Origin of the sequence: Deminuibacter soli (genome assembly GCF_003412455.1) — a bacterium.
Classification (GTDB): Bacteria; Bacteroidota; Bacteroidia; order Chitinophagales; family Chitinophagaceae; genus Deminuibacter; species Deminuibacter soli.
In genome coordinates this window covers 397,295-419,549 of the sequence record NZ_QTJU01000001.1, presented here as the reverse complement: position 1 = coordinate 419,549, position 22,255 = coordinate 397,295, and the positions used below count along the sequence as shown (strand labels likewise).

20 protein-coding genes are annotated in these 22,255 nt (G+C 46.5%); 14 read left to right on the top strand and 6 right to left on the bottom strand.

Annotated elements, in window-relative coordinates; genetic code table 11:
• Positions 1-11: 11 nt before the first annotated feature.
• Together DXN05_RS01725 and DXN05_RS01720 are read right to left on the bottom strand one after the other, a co-directional pair.
• A complete protein-coding gene (locus DXN05_RS01725; protein WP_245975089.1) occupies positions 12-743 on the bottom strand; it encodes a ferritin-like domain-containing protein in 732 nt (243 codons plus the stop codon).
• 296 nt (positions 744-1,039) lie between these two features.
• Positions 1,040-2,875 (bottom strand): ABC transporter ATP-binding protein, encoded by a 1,836-nt coding sequence (locus DXN05_RS01720; protein WP_116845479.1) that lies wholly within the window; start codon positions 2,873-2,875, stop codon positions 1,040-1,042.
• 83 nt (positions 2,876-2,958) lie between these two features.
• On the opposite strand from DXN05_RS01720, the gene rbfA reads away from it, so the two are divergent.
• Positions 2,959-3,348 (top strand): 30S ribosome-binding factor RbfA, encoded by a 390-nt coding sequence (gene rbfA, locus DXN05_RS01715; protein WP_116845478.1) that lies wholly within the window; start codon positions 2,959-2,961, stop codon positions 3,346-3,348.
• Between the two features lie 5 nt (positions 3,349-3,353).
• The gene (locus tag DXN05_RS01710; RefSeq protein WP_116845477.1) at positions 3,354-4,574 is read left to right on the top strand and encodes an FtsX-like permease family protein; all 1,221 of its coding nucleotides are present in this window, start codon (positions 3,354-3,356) and stop codon (positions 4,572-4,574) included.
• A gap of 166 nt (positions 4,575-4,740) precedes the next feature.
• Here DXN05_RS01710 and DXN05_RS01705 read toward each other — a convergent pair whose 3' ends face one another.
• On the bottom strand, positions 4,741-5,583 hold the full coding sequence (locus DXN05_RS01705) for a transketolase (protein WP_116846356.1): 843 nt from the start codon (positions 5,581-5,583) through the stop codon (positions 4,741-4,743).
• A 250-nt stretch (positions 5,584-5,833) separates the two neighbouring features.
• Here DXN05_RS01705 and DXN05_RS01700 point away from each other — a divergent pair, with 250 nt between their 5' ends.
• The 5 genes from DXN05_RS01700 (at position 5,834) to DXN05_RS01680 (ending at position 9,406) form a co-directional block, all read left to right on the top strand.
• The gene (locus tag DXN05_RS01700; protein WP_116845476.1) at positions 5,834-7,003 is read left to right on the top strand and encodes an MraY family glycosyltransferase; all 1,170 of its coding nucleotides are present in this window, start codon (positions 5,834-5,836) and stop codon (positions 7,001-7,003) included.
• Between the two features lie 116 nt (positions 7,004-7,119).
• A complete protein-coding gene (frr, locus tag DXN05_RS01695; protein ID WP_116845475.1) occupies positions 7,120-7,683 on the top strand; it encodes a ribosome recycling factor in 564 nt (187 codons plus the stop codon).
• 104 nt (positions 7,684-7,787) lie between these two features.
• Positions 7,788-8,003, top strand: a complete 216-nt coding sequence (locus DXN05_RS01690; protein ID WP_116845474.1) for a polyphosphate kinase 2 family protein — start codon at positions 7,788-7,790, stop codon at positions 8,001-8,003.
• Positions 8,004-8,014: 11 nt separating this feature from the next.
• Positions 8,015-8,446, top strand: coding sequence for a large conductance mechanosensitive channel protein MscL (gene mscL, locus DXN05_RS01685; RefSeq protein WP_116845473.1), 432 nt, complete (start codon positions 8,015-8,017; stop codon positions 8,444-8,446).
• Positions 8,447-8,590: 144 nt separating this feature from the next.
• Positions 8,591-9,406 carry a segregation and condensation protein A gene (locus tag DXN05_RS01680; protein ID WP_116845472.1) on the top strand — a complete coding sequence of 272 codons (816 nt, stop codon included), beginning with the start codon at positions 8,591-8,593 and terminating at the stop codon, positions 9,404-9,406.
• Positions 9,407-9,490: 84 nt separating this feature from the next.
• Here DXN05_RS01680 and dxs read toward each other — a convergent pair whose 3' ends face one another.
• Entirely contained in the window at positions 9,491-11,425 is a 1,935-nt protein-coding gene (gene dxs / locus DXN05_RS01675; RefSeq protein WP_116846355.1) for a 1-deoxy-D-xylulose-5-phosphate synthase, read from the bottom strand.
• A 206-nt stretch (positions 11,426-11,631) separates the two neighbouring features.
• Between dxs and DXN05_RS01670 the strand changes: the two genes are divergently transcribed.
• From DXN05_RS01670 to DXN05_RS01660, 3 genes are read left to right on the top strand one after another with little or no spacing between them, the layout of a single operon-like run.
• Positions 11,632-12,681 carry a sensor histidine kinase gene (locus DXN05_RS01670; RefSeq protein WP_116845471.1) on the top strand — a complete coding sequence of 350 codons (1,050 nt, stop codon included), beginning with the start codon at positions 11,632-11,634 and terminating at the stop codon, positions 12,679-12,681.
• Between the two features lie 48 nt (positions 12,682-12,729).
• Positions 12,730-13,464, top strand: coding sequence for a LytR/AlgR family response regulator transcription factor (locus DXN05_RS01665; protein WP_116845470.1), 735 nt, complete (start codon positions 12,730-12,732; stop codon positions 13,462-13,464).
• A gap of 44 nt (positions 13,465-13,508) precedes the next feature.
• Positions 13,509-14,813 carry a M20/M25/M40 family metallo-hydrolase gene (locus DXN05_RS01660; protein ID WP_116845469.1) on the top strand — a complete coding sequence of 435 codons (1,305 nt, stop codon included), beginning with the start codon at positions 13,509-13,511 and terminating at the stop codon, positions 14,811-14,813.
• Positions 14,814-14,884: 71 nt separating this feature from the next.
• Here DXN05_RS01660 and DXN05_RS01655 read toward each other — a convergent pair whose 3' ends face one another.
• Positions 14,885-15,643: a geranylgeranylglyceryl/heptaprenylglyceryl phosphate synthase gene (locus tag DXN05_RS01655; protein WP_116845468.1), complete on the bottom strand. Its 759-nt coding sequence runs from the start codon at positions 15,641-15,643 to the stop codon at positions 14,885-14,887.
• Positions 15,644-16,005: 362 nt separating this feature from the next.
• On the opposite strand from DXN05_RS01655, the gene DXN05_RS01650 reads away from it, so the two are divergent.
• Positions 16,006-19,362 (top strand): vitamin B12-dependent ribonucleotide reductase, encoded by a 3,357-nt coding sequence (locus DXN05_RS01650; RefSeq protein WP_116845467.1) that lies wholly within the window; start codon positions 16,006-16,008, stop codon positions 19,360-19,362.
• 72 nt (positions 19,363-19,434) lie between these two features.
• Positions 19,435-19,923 carry a YcxB family protein gene (locus tag DXN05_RS01645; RefSeq protein WP_116845466.1) on the top strand — a complete coding sequence of 163 codons (489 nt, stop codon included), beginning with the start codon at positions 19,435-19,437 and terminating at the stop codon, positions 19,921-19,923.
• Between the two features lie 59 nt (positions 19,924-19,982).
• Here DXN05_RS01645 and DXN05_RS01640 read toward each other — a convergent pair whose 3' ends face one another.
• On the bottom strand, positions 19,983-20,423 hold the full coding sequence (locus DXN05_RS01640; RefSeq protein ID WP_116845465.1) for a GNAT family N-acetyltransferase: 441 nt from the start codon (positions 20,421-20,423) through the stop codon (positions 19,983-19,985).
• Between the two features lie 174 nt (positions 20,424-20,597).
• Here DXN05_RS01640 and DXN05_RS01635 point away from each other — a divergent pair, with 174 nt between their 5' ends.
• Positions 20,598-21,815, top strand: a complete 1,218-nt coding sequence (locus DXN05_RS01635; RefSeq protein ID WP_116845464.1) for a sterol desaturase family protein — start codon at positions 20,598-20,600, stop codon at positions 21,813-21,815.
• Positions 21,816-21,931: 116 nt separating this feature from the next.
• Positions 21,932-22,168 (top strand): acyl carrier protein, encoded by a 237-nt coding sequence (locus DXN05_RS01630; RefSeq protein WP_116845463.1) that lies wholly within the window; start codon positions 21,932-21,934, stop codon positions 22,166-22,168.
• The last annotated feature ends 87 nt before the right edge of the window (positions 22,169-22,255 follow it).

The following is a 22,255-nucleotide window of genomic DNA, read 5'->3' as shown; positions in this document are numbered from 1 at the left end:
TAATGGCTCAGCTAGCTGGGTAAGTGACTGCCGTCGAGCTTTGAGGTAAGAAAGGTTTGTGCAGTCTTCAGCACGTCGGTAGGGGCGGCAGATATGTCCAGGCCATTGCTGTCAACGTTGGAAGAGAAGGAACCCGGTGTAATCAGATCGCGGATATAGGCTGCATGCCTTGCTTCCACAGATACAATTTTTCCTGCCAGCGTTAAATAATCAGGGCTGGAAATTAAATGGCCTGCACCGTTGTAGGCAGATACACCCAGGTCTTCAAAGGCTTTGGCTGTACCCAGTACGCTGGTTCTGTCAGAGAAATTGATGCTGCTGAAATTTACTTTCAATGCAACAATCGCTTTACTGCCCAATGCTGTTTTAAAGAATTCGCGGTGTGCTACTTCGTGGTCGCGGATGTCGGTCAACAGTGCTTTTTCTGCATCACTGATGCCGCTGTAAGGTGTAGCAATCACCTGTGTGTAAAATGCAGCTTCCAGTTGTTCCAGTGCATAAGCGTAGTTAAGAATGCCGGTGTCACCACTACCCAAATCAATGGCTGTTGTGTTGGGCGGTGTGAGGGAACCACCATTGGGTGCATCATTGTCTGTACAGCCCGAAGCAGCCAATACCAGTGCAGAAGCGAAGGAGATACCACCGGTTTTAAGTAAGAAATTCCTTCTCGAGGCAGAGAAGCGCGGTACAGAAGCCGGCTTGCCTTTGGCTTGCTCTTCTGCTGCGTACATCGCATTTTTCATAAAGTTTCGTTTTTGAAATGAACAGAATACTTCCTTTAACAACTCATTTACGGCCGCCTTTATTAAATGGTTTTGAAATGGCATAAAAAAATGCACTATATAAGTAAAATGAATAGCAGGAATAAAGAAGTGTAGAAGAATAGCGCAACTGTTGAAGCACGCAGCCTGCAACAGGCTCGAATAATTGAACAATAACCGCACAAAAAAATGCTGCCTGTACAAGCCCCGGAAGCCTTGTGCATGCAGCATTGTACAGCCTGTTCTATTGCTGGCAGAAGAAATTACATGGATGTGGTTTATTTTACTTCCTGCATGGCTACCAGTTTGTAGTAGATGCCTTTCTGTTCCATCAGTGATTCATGTGTACCGCGTTCAGCGATCTCGCCTTTCTGCAGTACAATAATTTCGTCTGCATGGCGAATAGTGCTTAAACGGTGTGCAATAACAATACTGGTGCGGTTTTGCATCATATTGTTGATGGCATCCTGTACCAGTCGCTCACTCTCTGTATCCAGTGATGAAGTGGCTTCATCCAGTATAAGAATAGGCGGGTTCTTTAATACCGCGCGTGCAATGGTAAGGCGCTGGCGTTCACCACCGCTCAGTTTGCTGCCCCTGTCGCCGATGTTGGTATCAAAACCGTTTTCTTTCTGCTGTATAAACTGGTAGGCATTCGCCACTTTGGCCGCCTGCTCTATGGCCGCTGCATCGGGGTGTTCAGTACCCAGGGCAATGTTGTTGGCAATGGTGTCGTTAAATAAAATCGGCTCCTGCGTAACAATGCTGATGTGCTGGCGCAGTCCGTGCAATGAGTATTCACGGATGTTTACACCATCTATCAGTAACTCGCCTGCACTCACATCATGAAAACGGGGCACCAGGTCGGCCAGTGATGATTTGCCTGCACCGGAAGAGCCCACCAGTGCTACGGTTTTGCCCTTAGGTATTACCAGGTTTATGTTTTTGAGAATAGGCGTATCTCCATACCCGAACGATACGTTTTTAAACTCGATTGCATGGTTAAAGCCTGGCATAGGCGTGGGCACATCTTTTTCGGCCACTACCTGTGTGGCCTGCAGCAACTCTTCCACCCGGTCAATGGCAGCTACGCCGCGCTGCATGTTAAAGAAGGAGGTAGACAATGATTTGGCCGGGTTAATCAGCAAGGCAAAAATGGCGATGTAGGCAATCAGGTCACCCGCAGCCATGCCATGGCCGGTAACACTGGTTTGCAACGCCAGTCTTGCACCAACGTACAAGATAGAACACAGCACTATTACACCCAGTGTTTCGGTAAGCGGCGATGCCAGGTCACGGCGTGCATTCATTTTATTGCGGATATTGAACAGGCTGTGGTTTACATCATGAAACCTGCGCAGCATCAGGCTTTCAGCCAAAAAAGCTTTAATTACGCGCATGCCGCCCAGCGTTTCGTCAAGGATAGACAATGCTTCCCCCAGTTTTTCAGATGCAGCCTGTGACTGTTTTTTCAGCGAACGGCTGATGCGGCCGATGATCAGCGCAGTTACAGGCAGCAGTATCAGCAAAAACAGCGACAGGGTGGGGCTCAGGTAAATCAGGTAAGCCAGGTAAAAGAGAATCGTGAGCGGGTCTTTAATTAAGCCTTCAAGTGTGCCTACTACCGAACTTTCAATTTCACCCACATCGTTGGTCATACGCGAAATAATATCGCCTTTACGCTGATCGGTGAAGTAGCCGATAGGCAAAAACAGTATTTTATCGTAAATATCTGTACGCAGGTCGGTGGTAATGGCGCTGCGGATGGGTGCCGAAATTACATTGCTCAGGTAAAGGCACAGGTTTTTAAGCAGGGTAGCGCTGATAATAAAGCCGCAGATAAGCGCTACTGCGGTAACTGCACCATAACTGTCGCGGTAATGGGTAATAATGCTGCTGAGAAATTCGCCGGCAGCATTGCCCTGCGCAGGTTGCTGCGCACAATCGCAGGCTTTCTGCGGTGTGCTGGGCGCAAAAATGATTTGCATAAAGGGCCCCAGCATGCCAATGGAAACGACTGAAAAAACGGTGGAGAGAATGGTCAAAGTGAAATAAGCAAACAGTTTGGCCTTGTAGCGACCCACATATTTAAAGATCCTCGAGAATTTTTTCATATTGAATTTGCATGGGATGCACAGAATCCCGTTCCCTGTCTGTGAATTTTAAGCTGTAAATTTACGGCTTCAAAGGTAATACTATGGAAGAAGGAAAACGACAAAAACAGGTTGCCGGTTTGTTAAACGAAGAGCTGAGTGATATTTTCCGCCGCCTGTCGCTGAATATGATAGATGGAGGAATGGTATCCATTTCATCTGTAAAAGTAACGCCCGACCTGCTGGAAGCCCGCATATACCTGAGCCTTTTTCAGGTAAAGCATGTAGAAGCTACCATGAAAAAAATTGAAGACAGGGCCTGGGAAATAAAAAAAGAACTCACCGACAGGGTAAAACACCAGCTGCGGCGTATACCGGTGCTGCAGTTTTACCATGACGATACCCTGGACCAGGTATTTAAAATGGAAGAGCTCTTCAAAAAAATCAATGAAGACAAGCCCGAAAACGATCAGCCCACTTCATCCCAAGACTAACTACTGTGAAACTGTTATTCGCCTGGCGCTATTTTAAATCGAAGAAATCAACCAATGCCATCAATATTATTGCATGGATTAGTGTGGTAGCCATTACCGTAGGCACTGCGGCGTTGATTATTGTGCTGAGCGTGTTCAATGGTTTTGAAGGATTGGTGCAGAGTTTATACAGCGATTTTTATTCAGACATACGCATTACCCCGGCCTCCGGCAAGTTTTTTCATGTTACGGCACAGCAATTACAGCGCATGAAAGAAACGCCGGGTGTGGTGCAGATTACACGGACTGTAGAAGAAAAGGCCGCTTTGGTAAACGGCGAAGCAAAGACCATTGTATCGCTGAAAGGAATTGACAGTAATTATGCGGTGGTAAACCGCCTGCAGGTGCATATTAAACGCGGCGAGTATGCCATGGGCAATGCCGAAACGCCTTCACTGGTAATAGGTGTAGGTATCGAAAACGCAGTGGCAGTTGACCCCTCGTCGCCGGAATCGCCGGATATCACGGTTTACCTGCCTAACCGGGCCACTGGTGCAGCCGGCGGACAGGAGGGTATGCTCTCTGCTCCCATTCATGTGAGCGGCGCTTTTATGGTGCAGCAGGAATTTGACAACAAATACGCCTTCACCAATCTCGACTTTATGCAGTACATGCTTAACCTGAAACCGGAACAATACAGCGGCATCGAGTTGAAAGTAGCCAATACCGGCGAGGTTGAAAGGGTAAGTACTGAACTTAAAAAAAGGCTGGGTAAAGGCTTTACCGTGCGCACAAGGCTTGAGCAAAACCAGAGCCTGTTCACGGTTATGACTGTTGAAAAATGGGTGATCTACGCTATTTTATCCCTGATACTGGTAGTGGCAGCGTTTAACATGATTGGCGCTTTAACCATGCTGGTAATGGAAAAACAGAAAGACACCGCTGTATTAAAAGCCATGGGTGCCAATGAACAGCTGATACAGGGCATTTTTCTGAGTGAAGGATTTTTACTGGCAGGTATTGGCGGACTGGCAGGCATGGTGCTGGCTTACCTGGTTTGTTATGTGCAGCTTACCTTCAAAATAATAAAGCTGGAAGGCGGTACATTCATTATTAATTATTACCCGGTGAAAATGACCCCGGCCGATTTTATCCTGGTCACCGCAACCGTGGCATTTATTACCGTGCTGGCGGCTTTTTTACCGGCAAGAAAGGCAGCAACCCAACAGTTTAGCCTAAAAAGCTAAAATAAGCAACCCGTTATTTTTCTCCGGTTTTCGACTTTTCCCTGTACATAATTGATCATATTGAATATATAAAAAGGCCGTTTTCATTAAAAACGGCCTTTTTATATATTATTTTTTATAGTGGTGCAATAACTGGCAGGGTGTTTCGTTTACGCCCCGGGAAATGCTAATAATCACCAAGGGTTTCGGGCAACTGTGCAAGTGCATTGCCCAGTTGTTCGTCGTTGGGAGCGATACCATGCCATTCATGGTGACCTTCCATAAAGTCGACACCTTTGCCCATCACGGTTTTCATGATGATGCAGATAGGTTGTCCCTGGCCCGCGAGTGATTTAGCCTGATCCAGTACCCTGATAACATCGTCCATATCGTTGCCGTCCATATCCAGTACGCGCCAGCCGAACAATTCGAACTTGGCGTGCAGGTTACCGAGGCTCATTACCTTATCTGTAGGGCCGTCAATTTGCTGGCCATTGTGGTCAATGGTGGCAATAAGATTGTCTACTTTATGATGACCTGCAAACATGATGGCTTCCCAGTTCTGACCTTCATCCAGTTCGCCATCGCCATGAAGGGAGAACACGAGATGCTTGTCACCATTAAGTTTTTTAGCTTTGGCTGCACCCAGTGCCACACTCATACCCTGGCCAAGCGAGCCGCTGGCTACGCGTACACCGGGCAGGTGTTCATGTGTGGTGGGATGGCCCTGCAGGCGTGAGTTTAATTTGCGGAAAGTGGCCAGTTCTTTCACATCAAAGTAGCCTGAACGGGCCAGAACGGAGTAAAAAACCGGTGAAATATGTCCGTTGGAAAGGAAGAAGATGTCTTCGTTGATCCCGTCCATATTGAATTTAGGGTCGTGTTGCATGATTCCGAAATACAATGAGGTCAGGAAATCTGTACAACCCAGTGACCCACCGGGGTGTCCACTCTGAACTGCATGTACCATTCTAACGATATCTCTTCTTACCTGTGAGGCAATTTTTCTAAGCTCCTGTGTATCTGCCATACGAAAAATAGTTTTAGCAAATCTAAGTGATAAGAAATAGGCAGCAAAATTGCTATAAAATATATCTGGTTTAAATTGCAGATGTTTTTTGCTTTGTTTAGTTTTGTCGGGTTTGGAATAATTTACGAGGTACCCAGCGTTTGAAATAATTATTTCGTAATACAATTATTATAAAAAAAGGCAGTACGTTTGCAACGCATTTCCCCCACCAATTGTCATTGTGCTGTATTAACTAACTAAATGTGACTGCATGGAGCAAATCATTATCGGAGGGATAATTGCATTTCTAACTACTTTTTACGCAATTCCCGTTATTCTGCAGGTGGCGCATGATAAAAAGCTTTATGACCTTCCCGATGAGCGGAAAATTCATAAAGAACCTATCCCACGACTTGGGGGCCTGGCTATGTTTATCGGCTTTTTAATAAGCCTGATGCTTACCGTCACCATAGATCATGCAAATGCGTGTTTTCAGTATTATATAGTAGCCTTCCTGATTATCTTTTTTATTGGTATAAAAGATGACCTGGTCATGTTGTCGCCCATGAAAAAAATGGTGGGCCAGGTATTGGTTGCAGCTATCTTGGCTTTTCGTGGCAAAGTAGTGATTACCAGTATGTACGGTTTTCTTGGTTTACAGGCAATTGATCCTATGTCCAGTTACCTGCTTACCTTTTTCACCATTATTGTTGTGATCAATGCCTTTAACCTCATCGATGGTATTGATGGCCTGGCAGGCGGTATTGCTTTAATTACCTGCAGCGTATTCGGCACTTATTTTTTAATCAATAACGACTATGCGCATGCCTTGCTTGGTTTTACACTGGCAGGCAGCATTGCCGGTTTCCTGATCTATAATTTCCATCCGGCAAAAATATTCATGGGTGATACCGGTTCTATGCTGCTGGGTGTGGTAAATGTAATCCTGGTGATCCATTTTATTGAAATGGCGCCCCAGTACCAGAATTTCCCGGTACATGCTTCACCGGCTATCGGCTTCGGCATTTTGCTGGTGCCCTTGATGGATACACTGCGTGTATTCGGCATCCGTATTTTTCACCGCCGTTCGCCATTTTCACCAGACAGAAACCATTTGCATCATATATTGCTCGACAAAGGATTTTCGCACAAAACCATCGCCGTGTCTGTAGGCATTACCACCATTGCATTTGCAGGGTTATCGTTTGTACTGGCGCCGCTCATGGGTTCAACCATGTCTATCCTTTGCCTGATTACATTGTTTTTCGCCGCGATTTACATGACCACCAGGCTTAAAACACGTATTCACCACATGCATGTGGTAAAACACAGTGTAGAAACAGCGCCTGCGCTTGAGCATGAAGAAGAAACCGCACAGCGTGTTAAACTGGTGTCGCTGTTCTCTTTTAAAGAACGCCCCGCGGCAGTAGAAGAAGAATAACCGATTTTGCACAACGAAATAATACAGGCAATCCTTTACCGGGTTGCTTTTTTATTGCATGATATCAGATTTTTACGGGGATTTGTTAGTTTTGCCGCCATCTAAATACACCTAATATGTCAGAAGAACTGGACCTGATACTGGATGATGCCGAATCTTCCATGAAAAAAGCAATCAATCACCTTGAATCAGAACTGGCAAAGATCAGGGCAGGAAAAGCAAGTCCGGCCATGCTCGACAGCATTGCGGTTGACTATTACGGAGCACCCACACCAATTAACCAGGTGGCCAATGTAACCGTGCTCGATGCACGTACCATCAGCATTCAGCCCTGGGAAAAAAATATGCTTGCGCCCATTGAGCGCGCCATTATGATGGCCAATATCGGCGTAACGCCGCAAAACGATGGTGTGCTGATACGCCTGTTTTTGCCCCCGCTTACAGAAGAAAGAAGGAAAGAGCTGGTGAAAAGATCAGCCGGTGAAGCAGAGTTTTCGAAAGTGGCCGTACGCAATATCCGCCGCGATGCCATTGAAGGAATTAAAAAACTGCAGAAAGATGGCTTAAGTGAAGACATCGCCAAGGATGCTGAAAAAGGCGTTCAGGAGCTTACAGACCGCTTTATTGCATTAATTGAGAAACACCTTGCAGCCAAGGAAAAGGAAATTATGGTGGTATAAACCTGTGCAAGGTTATGATAGTGATCCCGGTTTGCCTGCAAACCGGGATTTTTATTTGCCGGCAATTCTGTAAACCAAATCTATTTCGCATTGTTTTCAACACTATGAAAGCGATTGACCTGCGAAAAATCAGCCCCGACGCACCCGCCCATGTAAACAAGGAAACCATTAAACAGGAAACGGCGCAGCTGCTGCAGCAGATCAGCGATTTGCAAAACCTGCTCTACGCAAGTAAACAACATGCCGTGCTGGTGGTTATCCAGGGAATGGATGCCAGCGGGAAAGACAGTAAACTTGCAAGTCGTATTTGTTATATTTAAAACCTACTATTATGAGTTTTATCAAGGAGTTTAAAGAGTTTGCTGTAAAAGGCAATGTAATGGATCTCGCCGTGGGTGTTATCATTGGCGGGGCATTTGGTAAAATTGTAGACAGCGTGGTAAATGACCTGGTAATGCCTGTAGTGGCAGCCATCATTGGCAAGCCGGATTTCAGTAACCTGTACCTGGTGCTGAAAGGAACTGTTCCTGATAAAACACCTTTGGCAGAAGCCAGGAAAATACCTGATACCGTACTGTTTGCCTACGGTAACTTTTTAACCGTACTTATTAATTTTATCCTGCTGGCCCTCATTATCTTCTTTATGGTAAAAGGCATCAATAAACTGCGCCGCAAACAGGAAGCAGCAGCGCCTGCACCCGGCCCCACACCAACAGAGCAACTGCTGGCCGAAATACGCGACGAGTTGAAAAAGCGCCCGTAAACGGAAACTTATTCAGAAGATATCCATATTCCTGCAGGGGCACCCATACTGTTGCCTGATTGTATTGCCACAAACGATACATTTGTGCTATCCCGGCCCGGTGAATACTTTGCCGTGCAGGGATAGCACCTTATTCAGCACACTATGGCAGCGATTAATACGCCCAACTACCAGATAAAATTACCCCAGTTCGAAGGCCCGTTCGACCTGTTGCTTTTTTTCATTGAAAGGGACGAGCTGGACATTTACAATATTCCCATTACCGGTATCATCAACGATTTCCTGGCATACATACATGCCCAGGAAAAACTGAATATTGAACTGAGCAGCGAGTTTATCCTGTTTGTATCAACCCTTATGCGCATCAAGGCCAAAATGCTGCTGCCACGCAAGGAGCTCGATGCACAGGGCAATGAAATTGACCCGCGCCAGGAACTGGTAGATAAAATTCTGGAGTACAAACGTTTTAAGGAAGCATCTATTGAAATGGCTGAAATGGAAGCCATCCGCATGCTGATGGTGAAACGCGGCAACCTGCAGAAAGAACTGTCGCAAATTGGAGAAGACGCTTCTGAAGGCACAGAAATACAAACCGTAACCTTGTTCAAACTGATGAAGGCGTTTGAAAAGGTGATGCAGCGCATACACGATAAAAACAATAAACCCGTTCACACTGTTGTGCGTTACAACTACAGCATGGAAGACAGCCGCGAACAAATGCTGTCGATGGTGAACCGGGAAAAAACGGTGGCTTTTCCACGCATATTTGAAGAATGTGCAGACCGCATCCAGGCTATCTTCATCTTTCTCTCACTGCTTGAGCTGGTGCAGCTGAAATACATGAACATTATGGTGGGTGAGGGTAAAAACAATTTCATTCTTGAATGGAACCCTGAAAGGGAAGATGATATCGATATTTCGCAGATTGATTTTAACCAGGTGTCGCCCAGCGAGAACTAGTAAATAAAAATCCATAGCAGCGCAAGCCGCAAAAAAAATGCGATCATCACTGATCGCATTTTGTATAAAGAGATGGATGGTATTTTATCCTGCTATCAGGGTATTGAATTTTACGCTGTCTTTCATCATTTCTTTTACTGTTTCTGCAATGGCAGCCGCATCGTAACCACATTCGCGATGCAGTTCCTTTAACGTGCCATGCTCAACAATCCTGTCTGGAATACCGAGCATTTTTACCTGGGCATGGTAACCGTGCCGGCTCATAAATTCAAGAATAGCACTGCCGAAGCCGCCTACTACGGTACCATCTTCAACGGTTACAACTTTTTGGTATTTGCCGAATACCTCATGCAGTAAAGCTTCATCGAGTGGTTTTACAAAACGCATGTCGTAGTGTGCCGGATTGATGCCTGCTGTTTTCAGTTCACGGATGGCCGCGGTGGCAAAATTGCCGGGATGGCCAAGTGATAAAATCGCTATTTCCTCGCCATCTTTCAGCTTGCGGCCTTTACCCACCGTAATTGCTTCGAACGGTGTTTTCCATTGCGGCATTACCCCTTCGCCACGCGGGTAGCGGATAACAAAAGGATATTCATTACTGTCCAGTTGTGCTGTGTACATCAGGTTGCGCAGCTCCTGTTCGTTCATCGGCGCGCTGATAATCATGTTGGGGATACAACGGAAAAAAGGAATATCATAAGCGCCGTGGTGCGTTGGCCCGTCTTCGCCTACCAGGCCTGCACGGTCAAGGCACATTACTACCGGTAATTTCTGGATAGCAATATCATGTACCACCTGGTCGTATGCGCGTTGTGTAAACGATGAGTAGATGTTACAGAACACCCGCAGCCCCTGTGTGGCCAGGCCTGCGCTGAGTGTGGCTGCATGCTGTTCGCAGATGCCTACATCAAATGCGCGGTCAGGCATTTTCTCCATCATTATTTTGAGGGAAGAGCCGCTGGGCATGGCAGGTGTAATGCCCATTATTTTGGCATTCTTTTCCGCCAGCTCTACAATGGTGTGGCCAAACACATCCTGGTATTTGGGAGGCTGCGGCGTTTCAAATGTTTTCTTATAAATTTCACCGGTTACTTTATCAAACAATCCGGGTGCATGCCACTTGGTCTGGTCCTTTTCCGCGAGCGCGTATCCTTTACCTTTCACGGTAACAATATGCAGCAGCTTGGGCCCTGGTATGTTGCGAAGGTCTTTCAGCGTATCTACCAGTTTGGTGATATTGTGCCCGTCAATAGGGCCGAAGTAGCGTATTTTCAGCGATTCGAACAGGTTGCTGCTTTTGCTCACCATGCCTTTTACACTGGTTTCGAGCTTGCTGGCCATGTCGCGGCTGAAGTTTTTACCTACCGGGAGTTTGCCCAGCATATTCCAAACATCATCGCGCAGTTTGTTATAGGTATGGCTGGTAGAAATATCGGTAAGGTATTCTTTCAGCGCGCCCACGTTAGGATCAATGCTCATGCAGTTGTCGTTGAGAATAACGAGCATGTCAGCATCAGCCACACCTGCATGGTTCAGGGCTTCGAAAGCCATGCCTGCAGTCATGGCGCCATCGCCGATAATGGCTACCGATTTGCGGTTTTCATTTTTGTATTTGGCAGCCATGGCCATGCCCAGCGCTGCTGAGATGGAAGTGGAAGAGTGGCCTACGCCAAAAGTATCGTATTCGCTCTCTGAGCGTTTGGGAAAACCGCTAAGGCCTTTGTATTTGCGGTTGGTGATGAAATTATCACGGCGCCCCGTGAGTATTTTATGACCATAAGCCTGGTGACCTACGTCCCATACCAGCTGATCGTAAGGTGTATTGTAAATGTAATGCAATGCCACGCTCAGTTCTACCACACCCAGGCTGGCAGCGAAATGCCCGCCGTAAACGCTCACTACATCAATAATGTACTGCCGCAGCTCATCACAAACCTGGTGTAGTTGCTCCCTGCTTAATTTCTTAAGATCATCGGGTGAATCTATCATGCGAAGCAATGGACCAGGTGTTATTTCCATCTGAAAAGAGAATTTGAGTGTAAAAATACTATTTTCAGCTGGTTTAACGGCTAACCACTGTTTTAAAATAAACCGCTGAAAACAATTATTGTTTATATTGTCTGCTGATAAATCCGTGCCTTGTTTGCCGTTACCGGGGGAAAATTGCCTCTGGTCAAATTTAAATCCTGCAAACTGTGCATGCATAGTAAATTTGGGTTATACTTATGCTCAAAAAAATCTCTCCATACTGGGTATGCCAGATTGCAGGCTGGGGCACTTATTGTGTTATCTGGACCTTCTTCTACATCACCATGCGTACCCGTCCGCAGCCCTTTTTTTTTGATTCGCTATTTCTCGCAGCAGCAGAAGGTTTTTTGTTAACGCACATTATGCGCAGTGTGATTAAAGCGATGAATGTAACCCGGTTAAGTCTTGAAAAACAGGTCACCTACCTCTTTTTTATTACCGTGTTTTTTGCCTTCTGTTATTCCTTCTTATCGGTGTTTATTGAAGAGCAGCTGGAAATTGAAGAAGAATCGTTCAAAGCCCTCTCGTTTTTTAATAAGGCCATGCGCACGTTCACCGGTTCGTTTATGTTTTTCCTGATCTGGAACCTGGTGTATTTTATTTACCATTATGTAATTAAAAGCCGGAAAGACCAGTTCGATAAAATTCACCTGGAAAGCCTGGTGAAAGAGCTGGAACTGAAAACCATTAAAGCGCACATCAACCCGCATTTTATATTCAACGCGCTTAACAGCATCCGCGCGCTGGTAGATGAAAACCCCGAACGTGCACGCACCGCCATTACAGAACTAAGCAACATATTACGCAGCAGCATGCAGGCCGAAAAACTGGAAACCACCCCGCTGGAACGTGAGCTGAATATTGTGCAGGATTACCTGGCGCTGGAGCATATCCGTTTTGAAGACCGCTTGCAGGTTGAATATGATATTGACGAAGACACACTGGATCAGCCAGTGCCACCCATGATGTTGCAGACACTGGTAGAGAATGCCATTAAACATGGCATCAGCAAACAGATAGACGGGGGGCGTATCAAAATTATTTCCGATTTCAGGGACGACCATCATGAGCTGATTGTGCAAAACACCGGCAAATTAAACGGGCATGCACGCAGTGATGGCTTTGGCCTTGCCAGCACCAGCAACCGGTTAAAACTGCTGTTTGGCTCGCGCGCGTTTTTTGAAATCAAAGATGTGAACAACAACATGGTGGAAGCGAAAGTAATTATGCCGGTGAATGGTTTGTAACACGGCATGTTTGTAACAGATTCCTTATGCACATAAATTGTATCAGCTATGTCTATTAAAGCGATTATTGTAGATGATGAGCGTCTGGCAAGAAATGAACTGAAAAAATTACTGCAGGAGCATGCCGATATCGAAGTGATTGATGAAGCTTCGAACGTAGATGAGGGCGTGGAAAAAATTGAAACGCAAAATCCCGATCTCATTTTCCTGGATATTCAGATGCCCGGTAAAACCGGGTTCGACCTGCTGGCCGAGCTGGATAAGGCACCGCGTGTGGTGTTTACCACGGCATACGATGAGTATGCATTGAAGGCCTTTGAAGTAAATGCACTCGACTACCTGTTAAAACCCATTGAGCCCAAACGCCTGGCCGATGCGGTACACAAGCTGCAGGATGAAATGCGCAATGAACGCGCAGAAGACGGCAGCTTTATCAACCGTGGCCCTTTGTCAGACAATGACCAGGTATTTGTAAAAGACGGTGAACGTTGCTGGTTTGTAAAGCTGGGTGAAATACGTTTGTTTGAAAGTGTGGGCAACTATGCCAAAGTGTTTTTCGGCAACAACAAACCCCTTATCCTGAAATCGCTGAATGCACTGGAGGAAAGGCTCGACGACCGTATCTTTTTCCGCGCCAACCGCAAGCATATTATTAACCTGCGCTGGATAGAAAAGATAGAACCTTACTTTAACGGCGGTTTACTGCTTGAACTGAAAGGCGGTGAAAAAATTGAAGTGAGCAGAAGACAGACCGTTAAGTTCAAGGAAATGATGAGCCTGTAAATCCTCCACAAAACCATTATAACAATTTCAACCATCTCAACACGATGAAACCATTGATTATCGGTGCTGTGTTTTTTGCAGCATCTTATTCGTATTGTTCTTTTGCGCAAAACATCAACACTATTATAAATGCAGGTGAGGTTGAAAAAATAGAGCGTGTGCTTTCTTCAGATGCCATGCAGGGCCGCAAAACCGGTACGCCGGGCAATGAAAAAGCAGCTGCATTTATTGCAGCTGAATTTAAAAAGGCAGGCTTGCAAACCTGGAACAGCAGCGACAGTTACCTGCAGCGTTTCAGCATGGTGAATGCAAAAACAACTTTGGCCGAAGCAACGTTTGATGGCACTGCACTGGGTGCAGATAAAATTATTGCAGTAAGTGTTGAGCCGGATATTACGGTTACAGAACAATCGGGTTATGCTGTTAAAACCCTGAAATCAACACAGGAGCTGCGCAGCTTTGCAGGCGGTTTGTCGCAGATTACTGCCAACACACTGGTACTGGTAGATTCTTCACTGGCCGGTATTTTTCCGCGTTTACAGCATTTTGCAGGCTCACAGTTTAAATCAGCCACCCCGCATTCAACCGTGTTGGTACTGGCGCAACAACTGCCTGCAAAATTTACCATTCATGTTAAGCAGGCCATTACCGAGCAGCACCTGATGAATGTAGTGGGTGTTATCCCGGGCAAAAGCAAAAAGAACGAATACGTTATTTTCTCCGGTCACTACGATCACCTGGGTATTACCAATAAACCCGAGAATGGTGATTCCATTTACAACGGCGCAAACGACGATGCAGCAGGTACCACCGGCGTAATTATGCTGGCGCGCTACTTTAAAGCGCAGCATAACAATGAGCGCACACTGGTATTTGCAGCTTTCACCGCAGAGGAAATCGGCGGTTATGGCTCACAATATTTTTCAAAACAATTTTCAAATCCTGCCGATGTAATGGCGATGTTCAATATCGAAATGATCGGCACCGAATCAAAATGGGGTAGAAATTCCGCATACATTACCGGTTACGAAAAAACAGACATGGGCAAAATACTGGAGAAAAACCTGCAAGGCTCCGGTTTTACCTTTTATCCTGATCCGTATACAGACCAGCAGTTGTTTTACCGCTCAGACAATGCCACCCTGGCCCGCCTGGGTGTACCGGCACACACCATTTCAACTTCTAAAATGGACAATGAGCCCAATTATCACAAGCTGAGCGACGAAATAGGCACGCTGGACATGAAGAATATGGCAGAGATCATCAAAGCTGTAGCCATCAGCTCTACTTCTATTATTGAAGGAAAAGACACGCCTTCAAGGGTAGATACCGGTGCTTTAAACCGTTAACAGCAGAAGGGTATATAACAGCAAAGCCACTCACAGAGCGGCTTTGCTGTTATAAGAAGTAACGTAATTGCTTAAACTTTTACCCGGTTCATCTGGTGAATGGCATCGCTCATTTCCTTGATGAGGGTAGTATCTTTTTCAATGGCATTGCCCACCACGATAATATCGGCGCCCGACTGGCAGTTGCGGTAAGCTTTTTCCGGGCTGGTAATGCCGCCGCCAATAATCAGGGGTGATTCTATTTGTGATGACACCCGTTCAATCATGGTTTCGGTAATGGGGCGTTTGGCGCCGCTGCCGGCGTCCATATAAATGAGCTGCATACCCAGCATTTCGCCGGCCATGGCTGTGCACATGGCAATATCGTTTTTATCAGACGGGATGGGTGTTGCGTTGGAGATATACGATACCGTGGTAGGGGCGCCGCCATCTATAACCATATAACCGGTAGGCATAATTTCCAGGCCGCTTTTTTTAACGGCAGGGGCGCTGATCACATGCTGACCAATAAGCAGTTCGGGATTGCGGCCCGAAATAAGCGAGAGGTACAGCAGTGCATCGGCATATTTGCTGATCTGGGAAGGGGAACCAGGGAACAGGATAACAGGAATATCGCAGGAAGCCTTGATCTGCTGAATACATTCATCCAGGTTATTGTCGATCACCAGGCTGCCGCCCAGGAAAAAATAATCCACCCCTGCATCAATGGATAGGGCTACCAATTGATCAATTTTAGCCGCGTTTACCTTGTCGGGATCTATCAATACCGTAAAAGATTTGCGCCCTGCTTTCTTTCTCTCTAAAAATTGATGGTATAGCTTATGCTTCATGTAATTTGAATAGGTGGCCTATGCAAAAATGCGAAAAAGTTTTTTGTTTAAGGGCGGGATTTATAAAATATACGTCTGCTTATTTATGTATAAGACTTCAATATTAAGGGATTAAGGGTAATTCTTCCCTTTTTCTACACTGTTTTTGGCATGCAATTCGCCTATTTACACTTGTCTTAAAAGCTACGAAATTCTTGCCAGATTTTAGATTTTGTTAAAAAATAGTATCCTTTTGAATTGTTATTCAGCCAATATTCCTTATCCACAGCTGTGCATATTTCTGCCTTCAGAAAATGGATTTCAAAAGATAAATTCGTTAACACCTTTCCCCGAATTCCTTCACTCCTTAATAATAACCGAATATGGCCAAACAGCAATCCAATAAAGGTATGCAGTTTCAACGCCGGTTTACCCGTGATACGGTAAGCGCGTTTGACATGTTCGAATATGATTACCGCACCAGTATAATTCGTAACCCTAGCGGAGAAATTGTGTTCGAAATGAACAATGTGGAAGTCCCCAGGCAATGGAGCCAGATAGCCACCGATATTCTTGCCCAGAAGTATTTCCGTAAAGCCGGCGTTCCACAGGCAGATGGCAGCCTTGGGCGCGAAACAAGCTCAAAACAGGTCGCGCACCGTATGGCCAACTGCTGGCGGGTATGGGGCGAGCGATATGGTTATTTTGCCAGCGAAAAAGATGCACAGGTTTTTTATGATGAACTGGTGTATAGCATATTGAACCAGGCCTGCGTGCCCAATAGTCCGCAATGGTTTAACACGGGTTTGCACGAGAGCTACGGCATTACCGGCAAACCGCAGGGGCATTATTATGTAGATCCCAAAGACAGTAATCTCAAAAAATCGGGTAGCGCATACGAACGTCCCCAGCCGCATGCCTGTTTTATTCTCTCGGTAAACGACGACCTGGTAAATGATGGCGGCATTATGGATTTATGGGTGCGTGAAGCACGCATTTTTAAATACGGCTCAGGTGTGGGTACCAATTATTCGCAGATACGCGGTGTAGGCGAAAAACTCAGCAGCGGCGGTACTTCATCGGGGCTGATGAGCTTTTTAAAAGTAGGCGACCGTGCTGCCGGCGCCATTAAAAGCGGTGGCACTACCCGAAGGGCAGCCAAAATGGTTTGTCTTGACCTGGACCACCCCGAAATAATGGAGTTTATTAACTGGAAGGTAGAGGAAGAGAAAAAAGTGGCAGCCCTGGTGGCAGCCGGTTACGACAACAGTTATGAAGGCGAGGCGTACATGACGGTGGCAGGCCAGAACTCGAATAACTCCATCCGCATTCCCAACGAATTTTTTAAAGCACTGGAAGAAGACAGTGACTGGGAGCTGAAAGCCAGAACAGATGGCAGGGTGCTGAAACGCATACCTGCCCGTGAAGTATGGAACCAGATTGCCTATGCAGCCTGGCGTTGTGCAGATCCCGGTACGCAATACGATACCACCATCAACGAATGGCATACCTGTCCGCAGGGTGGCCGCATCAACGCGTCTAACCCTTGTTCAGAGTACATGTTCCTCGACAATACTGCCTGCAACCTGGCCTCTGCCAACCTGCGTAAATTTTACGATGAAGCCACCAACACGTTTGATGTGGAAGGCTTCGAATACACCTGCCGTTTGTGGACGGTGGTGCTGGAAATTTCTGTACTGATGGCACAGTTTCCTTCCAAAGAAGTGGCGCAGCTTTCGTACGACTACCGCACGCTGGGACTGGGTTTTGCCAACCTGGGCTCTGTGCTGATGGTAAGCGGCATTGCCTACGACAGCGAAGAAGCACGCGGCATTGCAGGCGCTGTGAGCGCTATTATGACCGGTGTTGCCTACAAAACCTCGGCAGAAATGGCGGAGGTGCTGGGTGCGTTTCCGCGCTACCAGGAAAACAGGGAAGACATGCTGCGCGTAATGCGCAACCACCGTGCTGCTGCCTACGATGCGGCTGATGCCTACGAAGGACTGAGCATCCGCCCGGTGGGCATTAACGCCCGTTTTTGTCCTGACTACCTGCTGAAAGCAGCTACCAAAGCCTGGGATGAGGCAGTACAGCTGGGCGAAAAACACGGCTACCGCAACGCACAAACCACCGTGATTGCCCCAACCGGCACCATCGGGCTGGTAATGGATTGCGATACAACCGGCGTTGAGCCTGATTTTGCGCTGGTGAAATTCAAGAAACTGAGCGGCGGCGGTTATTTTAAAATCATCAACCAGTCTGTACCTACGGCTTTACAGAACCTGGGTTACAGCAAAAAAGAAGTCAACGCCATTGTACAATATGCGGTAGGCGCTGCCAGCTTTGAAGGTGCACCGTTTATTAACCCGCAAACCCTGAGTGAAAAAGGATTTATTGCAGAGGAAATCAAAAAGCTGAATGAAGCTGCAAAATCTGCCTTTGAAATAGGTTTTGTGTTTAACCGTTTTACTTTAGGAGAAGCCTGCCTGGAACGCCTTGGCTTTACGCCGGAACAATACAATGACTGGAACTTTGATTTGCTGGAAGCATTGGGCTTTACAGAAGAGCAGGTAGATGCAGCGAACGATTATGTATGCGGTACCATGACCGTTGAAGGCGCGCCTTATCTAAAAGAGGCACACCTGCCGGTGTTTGACTGTGCCAACAAATGCGGTAAAAAAGGCGAACGTTTTATACATGCGCACGGCCATATCCGCATGATGGCAGCCTGCCAGCCATTTTTAAGCGGTGCTATTTCAAAAACCATCAACCTGCCGCACGAGGCTACAGTAGATGAAATTGCCGACAGCTACCTGTTGAGCTGGCAGCTGGGATTAAAAGCAAATGCCCTGTACCGCGATGGTTCAAAACTGTCGCAGCCACTGAGCAATAAATCAGACAAAAAGAAAAAAGCCGGTGAAGAAAGCACGGCTGCGGTTGTTGCAGAACAACCGGCCGCAGCACCAGCGGCCATGATTGACCTGGGCAAACTTACCATTGAAGAGCTGCTTGAAGAGGTGAACAAACGCATGCAGGCAGCGCCAGATACCCAGCTGAAACGTGAGCTGGCGCGTATTGTGGAAAGAAGAAGCTTGCCGGCCAAACGCCGCGGTTACACACAAAAAGCCAAGGTAGGCGGTCAGGTGATATTCCTGCGTACCGGTGAGTACAGCGATGGCACGCTTGGCGAAATATTTATTGACCTTGCCAAAGAAGGCTCTACACTGCGCAGCCTGATGAACTGTTTTGCCATAGCTATTTCTGTAGGCTTACAGTTTGGTGTGCCGCTGGAAGAGTTTGTGGAAAAATTTGTGTTCACCAAGTTTGAGCCTGCAGGTATGGTAGATCACCCGAATATCAAAACCACCACTTCGCTGGTTGATTTTGTGTTCCGCTCGCTGGCCTACGAATACCTGGGCCGTACAGACCTGGTGCATGTGCTGGACAAACCCGAGGTAAGCAACCTGGGCCATGAAGAAGAACTTACACTGTTAAGCAAACCCGAGCTGAGCAGTGTGCGGGTAACTTCTGCATCGCCCAATACCACGCCTGCTGCACAGCCGCAACACAAAACACATAAGGCTGCCGTAAAAACAGACGCCGGGTTAAGCGCAGTAAATGCAGCAGCTAAAAGCATGCAGAGCGATGCACCTGCCTGTAATACCTGCGGCCATATCACGGTTCGCAGCGGCACCTGTTACAAATGTTTAAATTGTGGTAACAGCATGGGCTGTAGTTAAAACAATGCAGCTATCAAACAATTTTGAAAATTTGGCGCACGCCAAATTTTCAAAATTGGATACTTTTACACCATGCAGCTAAGTTTTTCATACGACAGAAAAAAGGTGATTCAGGGTTTGCGGTATCATTTTATTACACGTCCGGAGATACGCATACTGGTAATTTTAGTGAATGTATTCGCGATAGTAGCGGCCGTTCTTTTCTACATGAAAAAGATCCGCCCCGAGCCGTTTTTGCTGGGCTCGTGCCTGTGGTTACTGATGATGATGACCTTCTGGTATATATTGCCGGTAACGATTTACAAACGCTCGGCTACATTTAAAGACCGGTTTTCCATTTTTCTGAATGAAACCAATGTTCGCCTCGAAAACGGGCGCGGTTATGTGAACTGGGAATGGAAACAGTTTGCGCATTATTTTGAAAGCCCGAATTTTTTTCACCTGTATTTTTCGGCACGTTCCTTTTTCCTGTTGCCTAAGGAAAACATGACAGCCGAGTTCAGCCATGAATTACGCGGGCTGCTGGGGCGCAAAATTGAGAAGAAAGTAAAATATAAATAAATAACAAAAGCCGGAGATGATCCGGCTTTGTTATAATAGCATACGGTTTTGCGCTGGTATTACATTCGCGCAGTTAATATTTTTTCCATGGTGTAATGGGGAACAGTGACTTCCTCGTATTCTTCGCCAACTACCTGGTAGCCGAGTTTTTCATAAAAGCCAACTGCGGTTTTGCGTGCATGCATAATTATTTTGCGGAAACCCCTGTCACGTGCAATGTTTTCGGCAAACTGCATCAGCACACGACCCAGGCCCTTGCCCTGTAAACCGGAGAGAACAGCCATCTGGCGCAGGCGGGCAGATTTGTCGCCATTATCGGTAAGCATACAGCAACCTTCCATTTTGTCGTCGTCGAAACAGGCAATGAGAATATCTTCTTTTTCCTTTTCCAGTTCTTCCTGAACAAAATCCAATCCTAGCGGCTTCCTTAAAATCAGGTGCCGCAACTCTACCATCTGTCGGTATTCTTTTGTGCCGTGATCAATTATTTTGATGGCCATGAACTTAGTACTATTGGGAATTAGGTAAAACGGCCGGCAGGCCGCGTGTGCAAGTTAGCAAATTGCCTGCTGTAAATAACCGCTATATGACCGGCGGTGCAACTATTTTTTGCCTTTTAAGGAGGTTCTTTTATTTTTGAATAGTCTACTAATTTGATAGAGTAAATAAATTCTATGCATTTCAACCTGATGGCTTTGGCTGTTCCGTTCTTCCTGGTGTTTATAGGCTGGGAATATTTGTACTGTAAAAGGAAGGGTCTGCCTTTTTACCATTTTACCGAATCGGTAGCCAATATTAACACAGGCATCGCCGAACGGCTGAGTGATGTGTTTACCTCCCTGCTGTTTTTTTATTTTTTCCGCTACCTGTACGTCCATTTTGCCTTTTTTCACCTGCAGGCAACCTGGTACAACTGGCTGTTGCTGTTTTTGTTAACCGACCTGGTGTGGTACTGGTACCACCGGCTGGCACACGAAATAAATATTGGCTGGGCCGTGCACGTGGTGCATCACCAGAGCGAAGACTTTAATTACACGGTATCGGCGCGCATCACCGTGTTGCAGGCTGCGGTGCGTAGCCTGTTCTGGTCGGTACTGCCGGTGGCAGGTTTTCCGCCGGAGATGATTACCACCCTGCTGCTGGTGCACGGGTTGTACCCGTTTTTTATTCATACCCAAACCATTGGCAGGCTGGGCTGGCTGGAATATGTGCTGGTTACGCCCTCGCACCACCGGGTGCACCATGCCTCGAACGAGCGTTACCTCGACAAAAATTATGGGGATGTACTGATAATATGGGACAAACTGTTCGGCACCTTTTGTAAAGAAGATGAGGAGCCGATTACTTACGGCCTCACCAAACCGCTGGGGCACTACAGCTTTTTATGGCAGCATTTTCACTATATCCTGGAGTTGCTGCATGCCTGTGCGGCAGCCCCCAACCGGGAAACCAGGTTACGGATATTGTTTGGCAAACCGGCAGCAATGGACCCCGGGGCAAGGGTGATCCTGGAAAAAAAGCTGTTAACGGCACCCGGAACTGCCAGCACAACACGTGCCCAGCGGCAATATATTTTATGGCAAACCGGCTTCTCGCTGCTGCTTTTATTCCTGGTAACACTGTTTTCTGCGCAACTTTCGGGTGTGCAGTGCATGTTATTATCGGGGATAATATTGGTAAGCCTGGTAAATACCGGTGCTATCCTGGAGCAGAAAAAATGGGTTTTTTACCTGGAATACGGCCGGTTGTTACTGGTGCTGGCAGCAGTAGGTTACCATGGCCAAAACAGTGTGACACTGGGTGTTGTGACGGTTATGGTACTGTTGCTGACCATCTACTTCAGGGCAGTTCAAACATATTACGAGCGTTTTTTGTTTAATAGCGGTGAGTAACGTAGCAAAAGCGGCGAACGCAGGGATACTTTTCCACTGTAAAAACAAAAGTTGCCGAAAAACTTGCTGGTTTCTCAAAAATTATATTTTTGCGCCTGTAACAAAACTTTTTCAAAATGTCAGACATCGCAACAAGAGTTAAGAAGATCATTGTTGACAAATTAGGAGTAGACGAAGCTGAAGTAACCAATGAGGCTTCTTTCACCAACGATCTCGGTGCCGATTCTTTAGACACCGTAGAGTTGATTATGGAATTCGAAAAAGAATTCAATATTTCCATTCCTGACGAACAAGCTGAAACCATTACTACAGTTGGCCAGGCTATCGCGTACCTGGAAGAGCATGCTAAGTAACGCATAGCCGTTTTCATTGCGATATTATTCAATCCGCCTTACGGAAGCAGATTTTGCAGCCGAAGGGCGGATTTACACTTTCAAAAC

What these genes read in the sequence shown, in the direction of transcription:
- DXN05_RS01725 (WP_245975089.1), bottom strand. Translation starts at nt 743, where the DNA reads ATGAAAAATGCGATGTACGCAGCAGAAGAGCAAGCCAAAGGCAAGCCG.
- DXN05_RS01720 (WP_116845479.1), bottom strand. Translation starts at nt 2,875, where the DNA reads ATGAAAAAATTCTCGAGGATCTTTAAATATGTGGGTCGCTACAAGGCC.
- rbfA (WP_116845478.1), top strand. Translation starts at nt 2,959, where the DNA reads ATGGAAGAAGGAAAACGACAAAAACAGGTTGCCGGTTTGTTAAACGAA.
- DXN05_RS01705 (WP_116846356.1), bottom strand. Translation starts at nt 5,583, where the DNA reads ATGGCAGATACACAGGAGCTTAGAAAAATTGCCTCACAGGTAAGAAGA.
- DXN05_RS01700 (WP_116845476.1), top strand. Translation starts at nt 5,834, where the DNA reads ATGGAGCAAATCATTATCGGAGGGATAATTGCATTTCTAACTACTTTT.
- frr (WP_116845475.1), top strand. Translation starts at nt 7,120, where the DNA reads ATGTCAGAAGAACTGGACCTGATACTGGATGATGCCGAATCTTCCATG.
- DXN05_RS01690 (WP_116845474.1), top strand. Translation starts at nt 7,788, where the DNA reads ATGAAAGCGATTGACCTGCGAAAAATCAGCCCCGACGCACCCGCCCAT.
- mscL (WP_116845473.1), top strand. Translation starts at nt 8,015, where the DNA reads ATGAGTTTTATCAAGGAGTTTAAAGAGTTTGCTGTAAAAGGCAATGTA.
- DXN05_RS01680 (WP_116845472.1), top strand. Translation starts at nt 8,591, where the DNA reads ATGGCAGCGATTAATACGCCCAACTACCAGATAAAATTACCCCAGTTC.
- dxs (WP_116846355.1), bottom strand. Translation starts at nt 11,425, where the DNA reads ATGGAAATAACACCTGGTCCATTGCTTCGCATGATAGATTCACCCGAT.
- DXN05_RS01670 (WP_116845471.1), top strand. Translation starts at nt 11,632, where the DNA reads ATGCTCAAAAAAATCTCTCCATACTGGGTATGCCAGATTGCAGGCTGG.
- DXN05_RS01665 (WP_116845470.1), top strand. Translation starts at nt 12,730, where the DNA reads ATGTCTATTAAAGCGATTATTGTAGATGATGAGCGTCTGGCAAGAAAT.
- DXN05_RS01660 (WP_116845469.1), top strand. Translation starts at nt 13,509, where the DNA reads ATGAAACCATTGATTATCGGTGCTGTGTTTTTTGCAGCATCTTATTCG.
- DXN05_RS01655 (WP_116845468.1), bottom strand. Translation starts at nt 15,643, where the DNA reads ATGAAGCATAAGCTATACCATCAATTTTTAGAGAGAAAGAAAGCAGGG.
- DXN05_RS01650 (WP_116845467.1), top strand. Translation starts at nt 16,006, where the DNA reads ATGGCCAAACAGCAATCCAATAAAGGTATGCAGTTTCAACGCCGGTTT.
- DXN05_RS01645 (WP_116845466.1), top strand. Translation starts at nt 19,435, where the DNA reads ATGCAGCTAAGTTTTTCATACGACAGAAAAAAGGTGATTCAGGGTTTG.
- DXN05_RS01640 (WP_116845465.1), bottom strand. Translation starts at nt 20,423, where the DNA reads ATGGCCATCAAAATAATTGATCACGGCACAAAAGAATACCGACAGATG.
- DXN05_RS01635 (WP_116845464.1), top strand. Translation starts at nt 20,598, where the DNA reads ATGCATTTCAACCTGATGGCTTTGGCTGTTCCGTTCTTCCTGGTGTTT.
- DXN05_RS01630 (WP_116845463.1), top strand. Translation starts at nt 21,932, where the DNA reads ATGTCAGACATCGCAACAAGAGTTAAGAAGATCATTGTTGACAAATTA.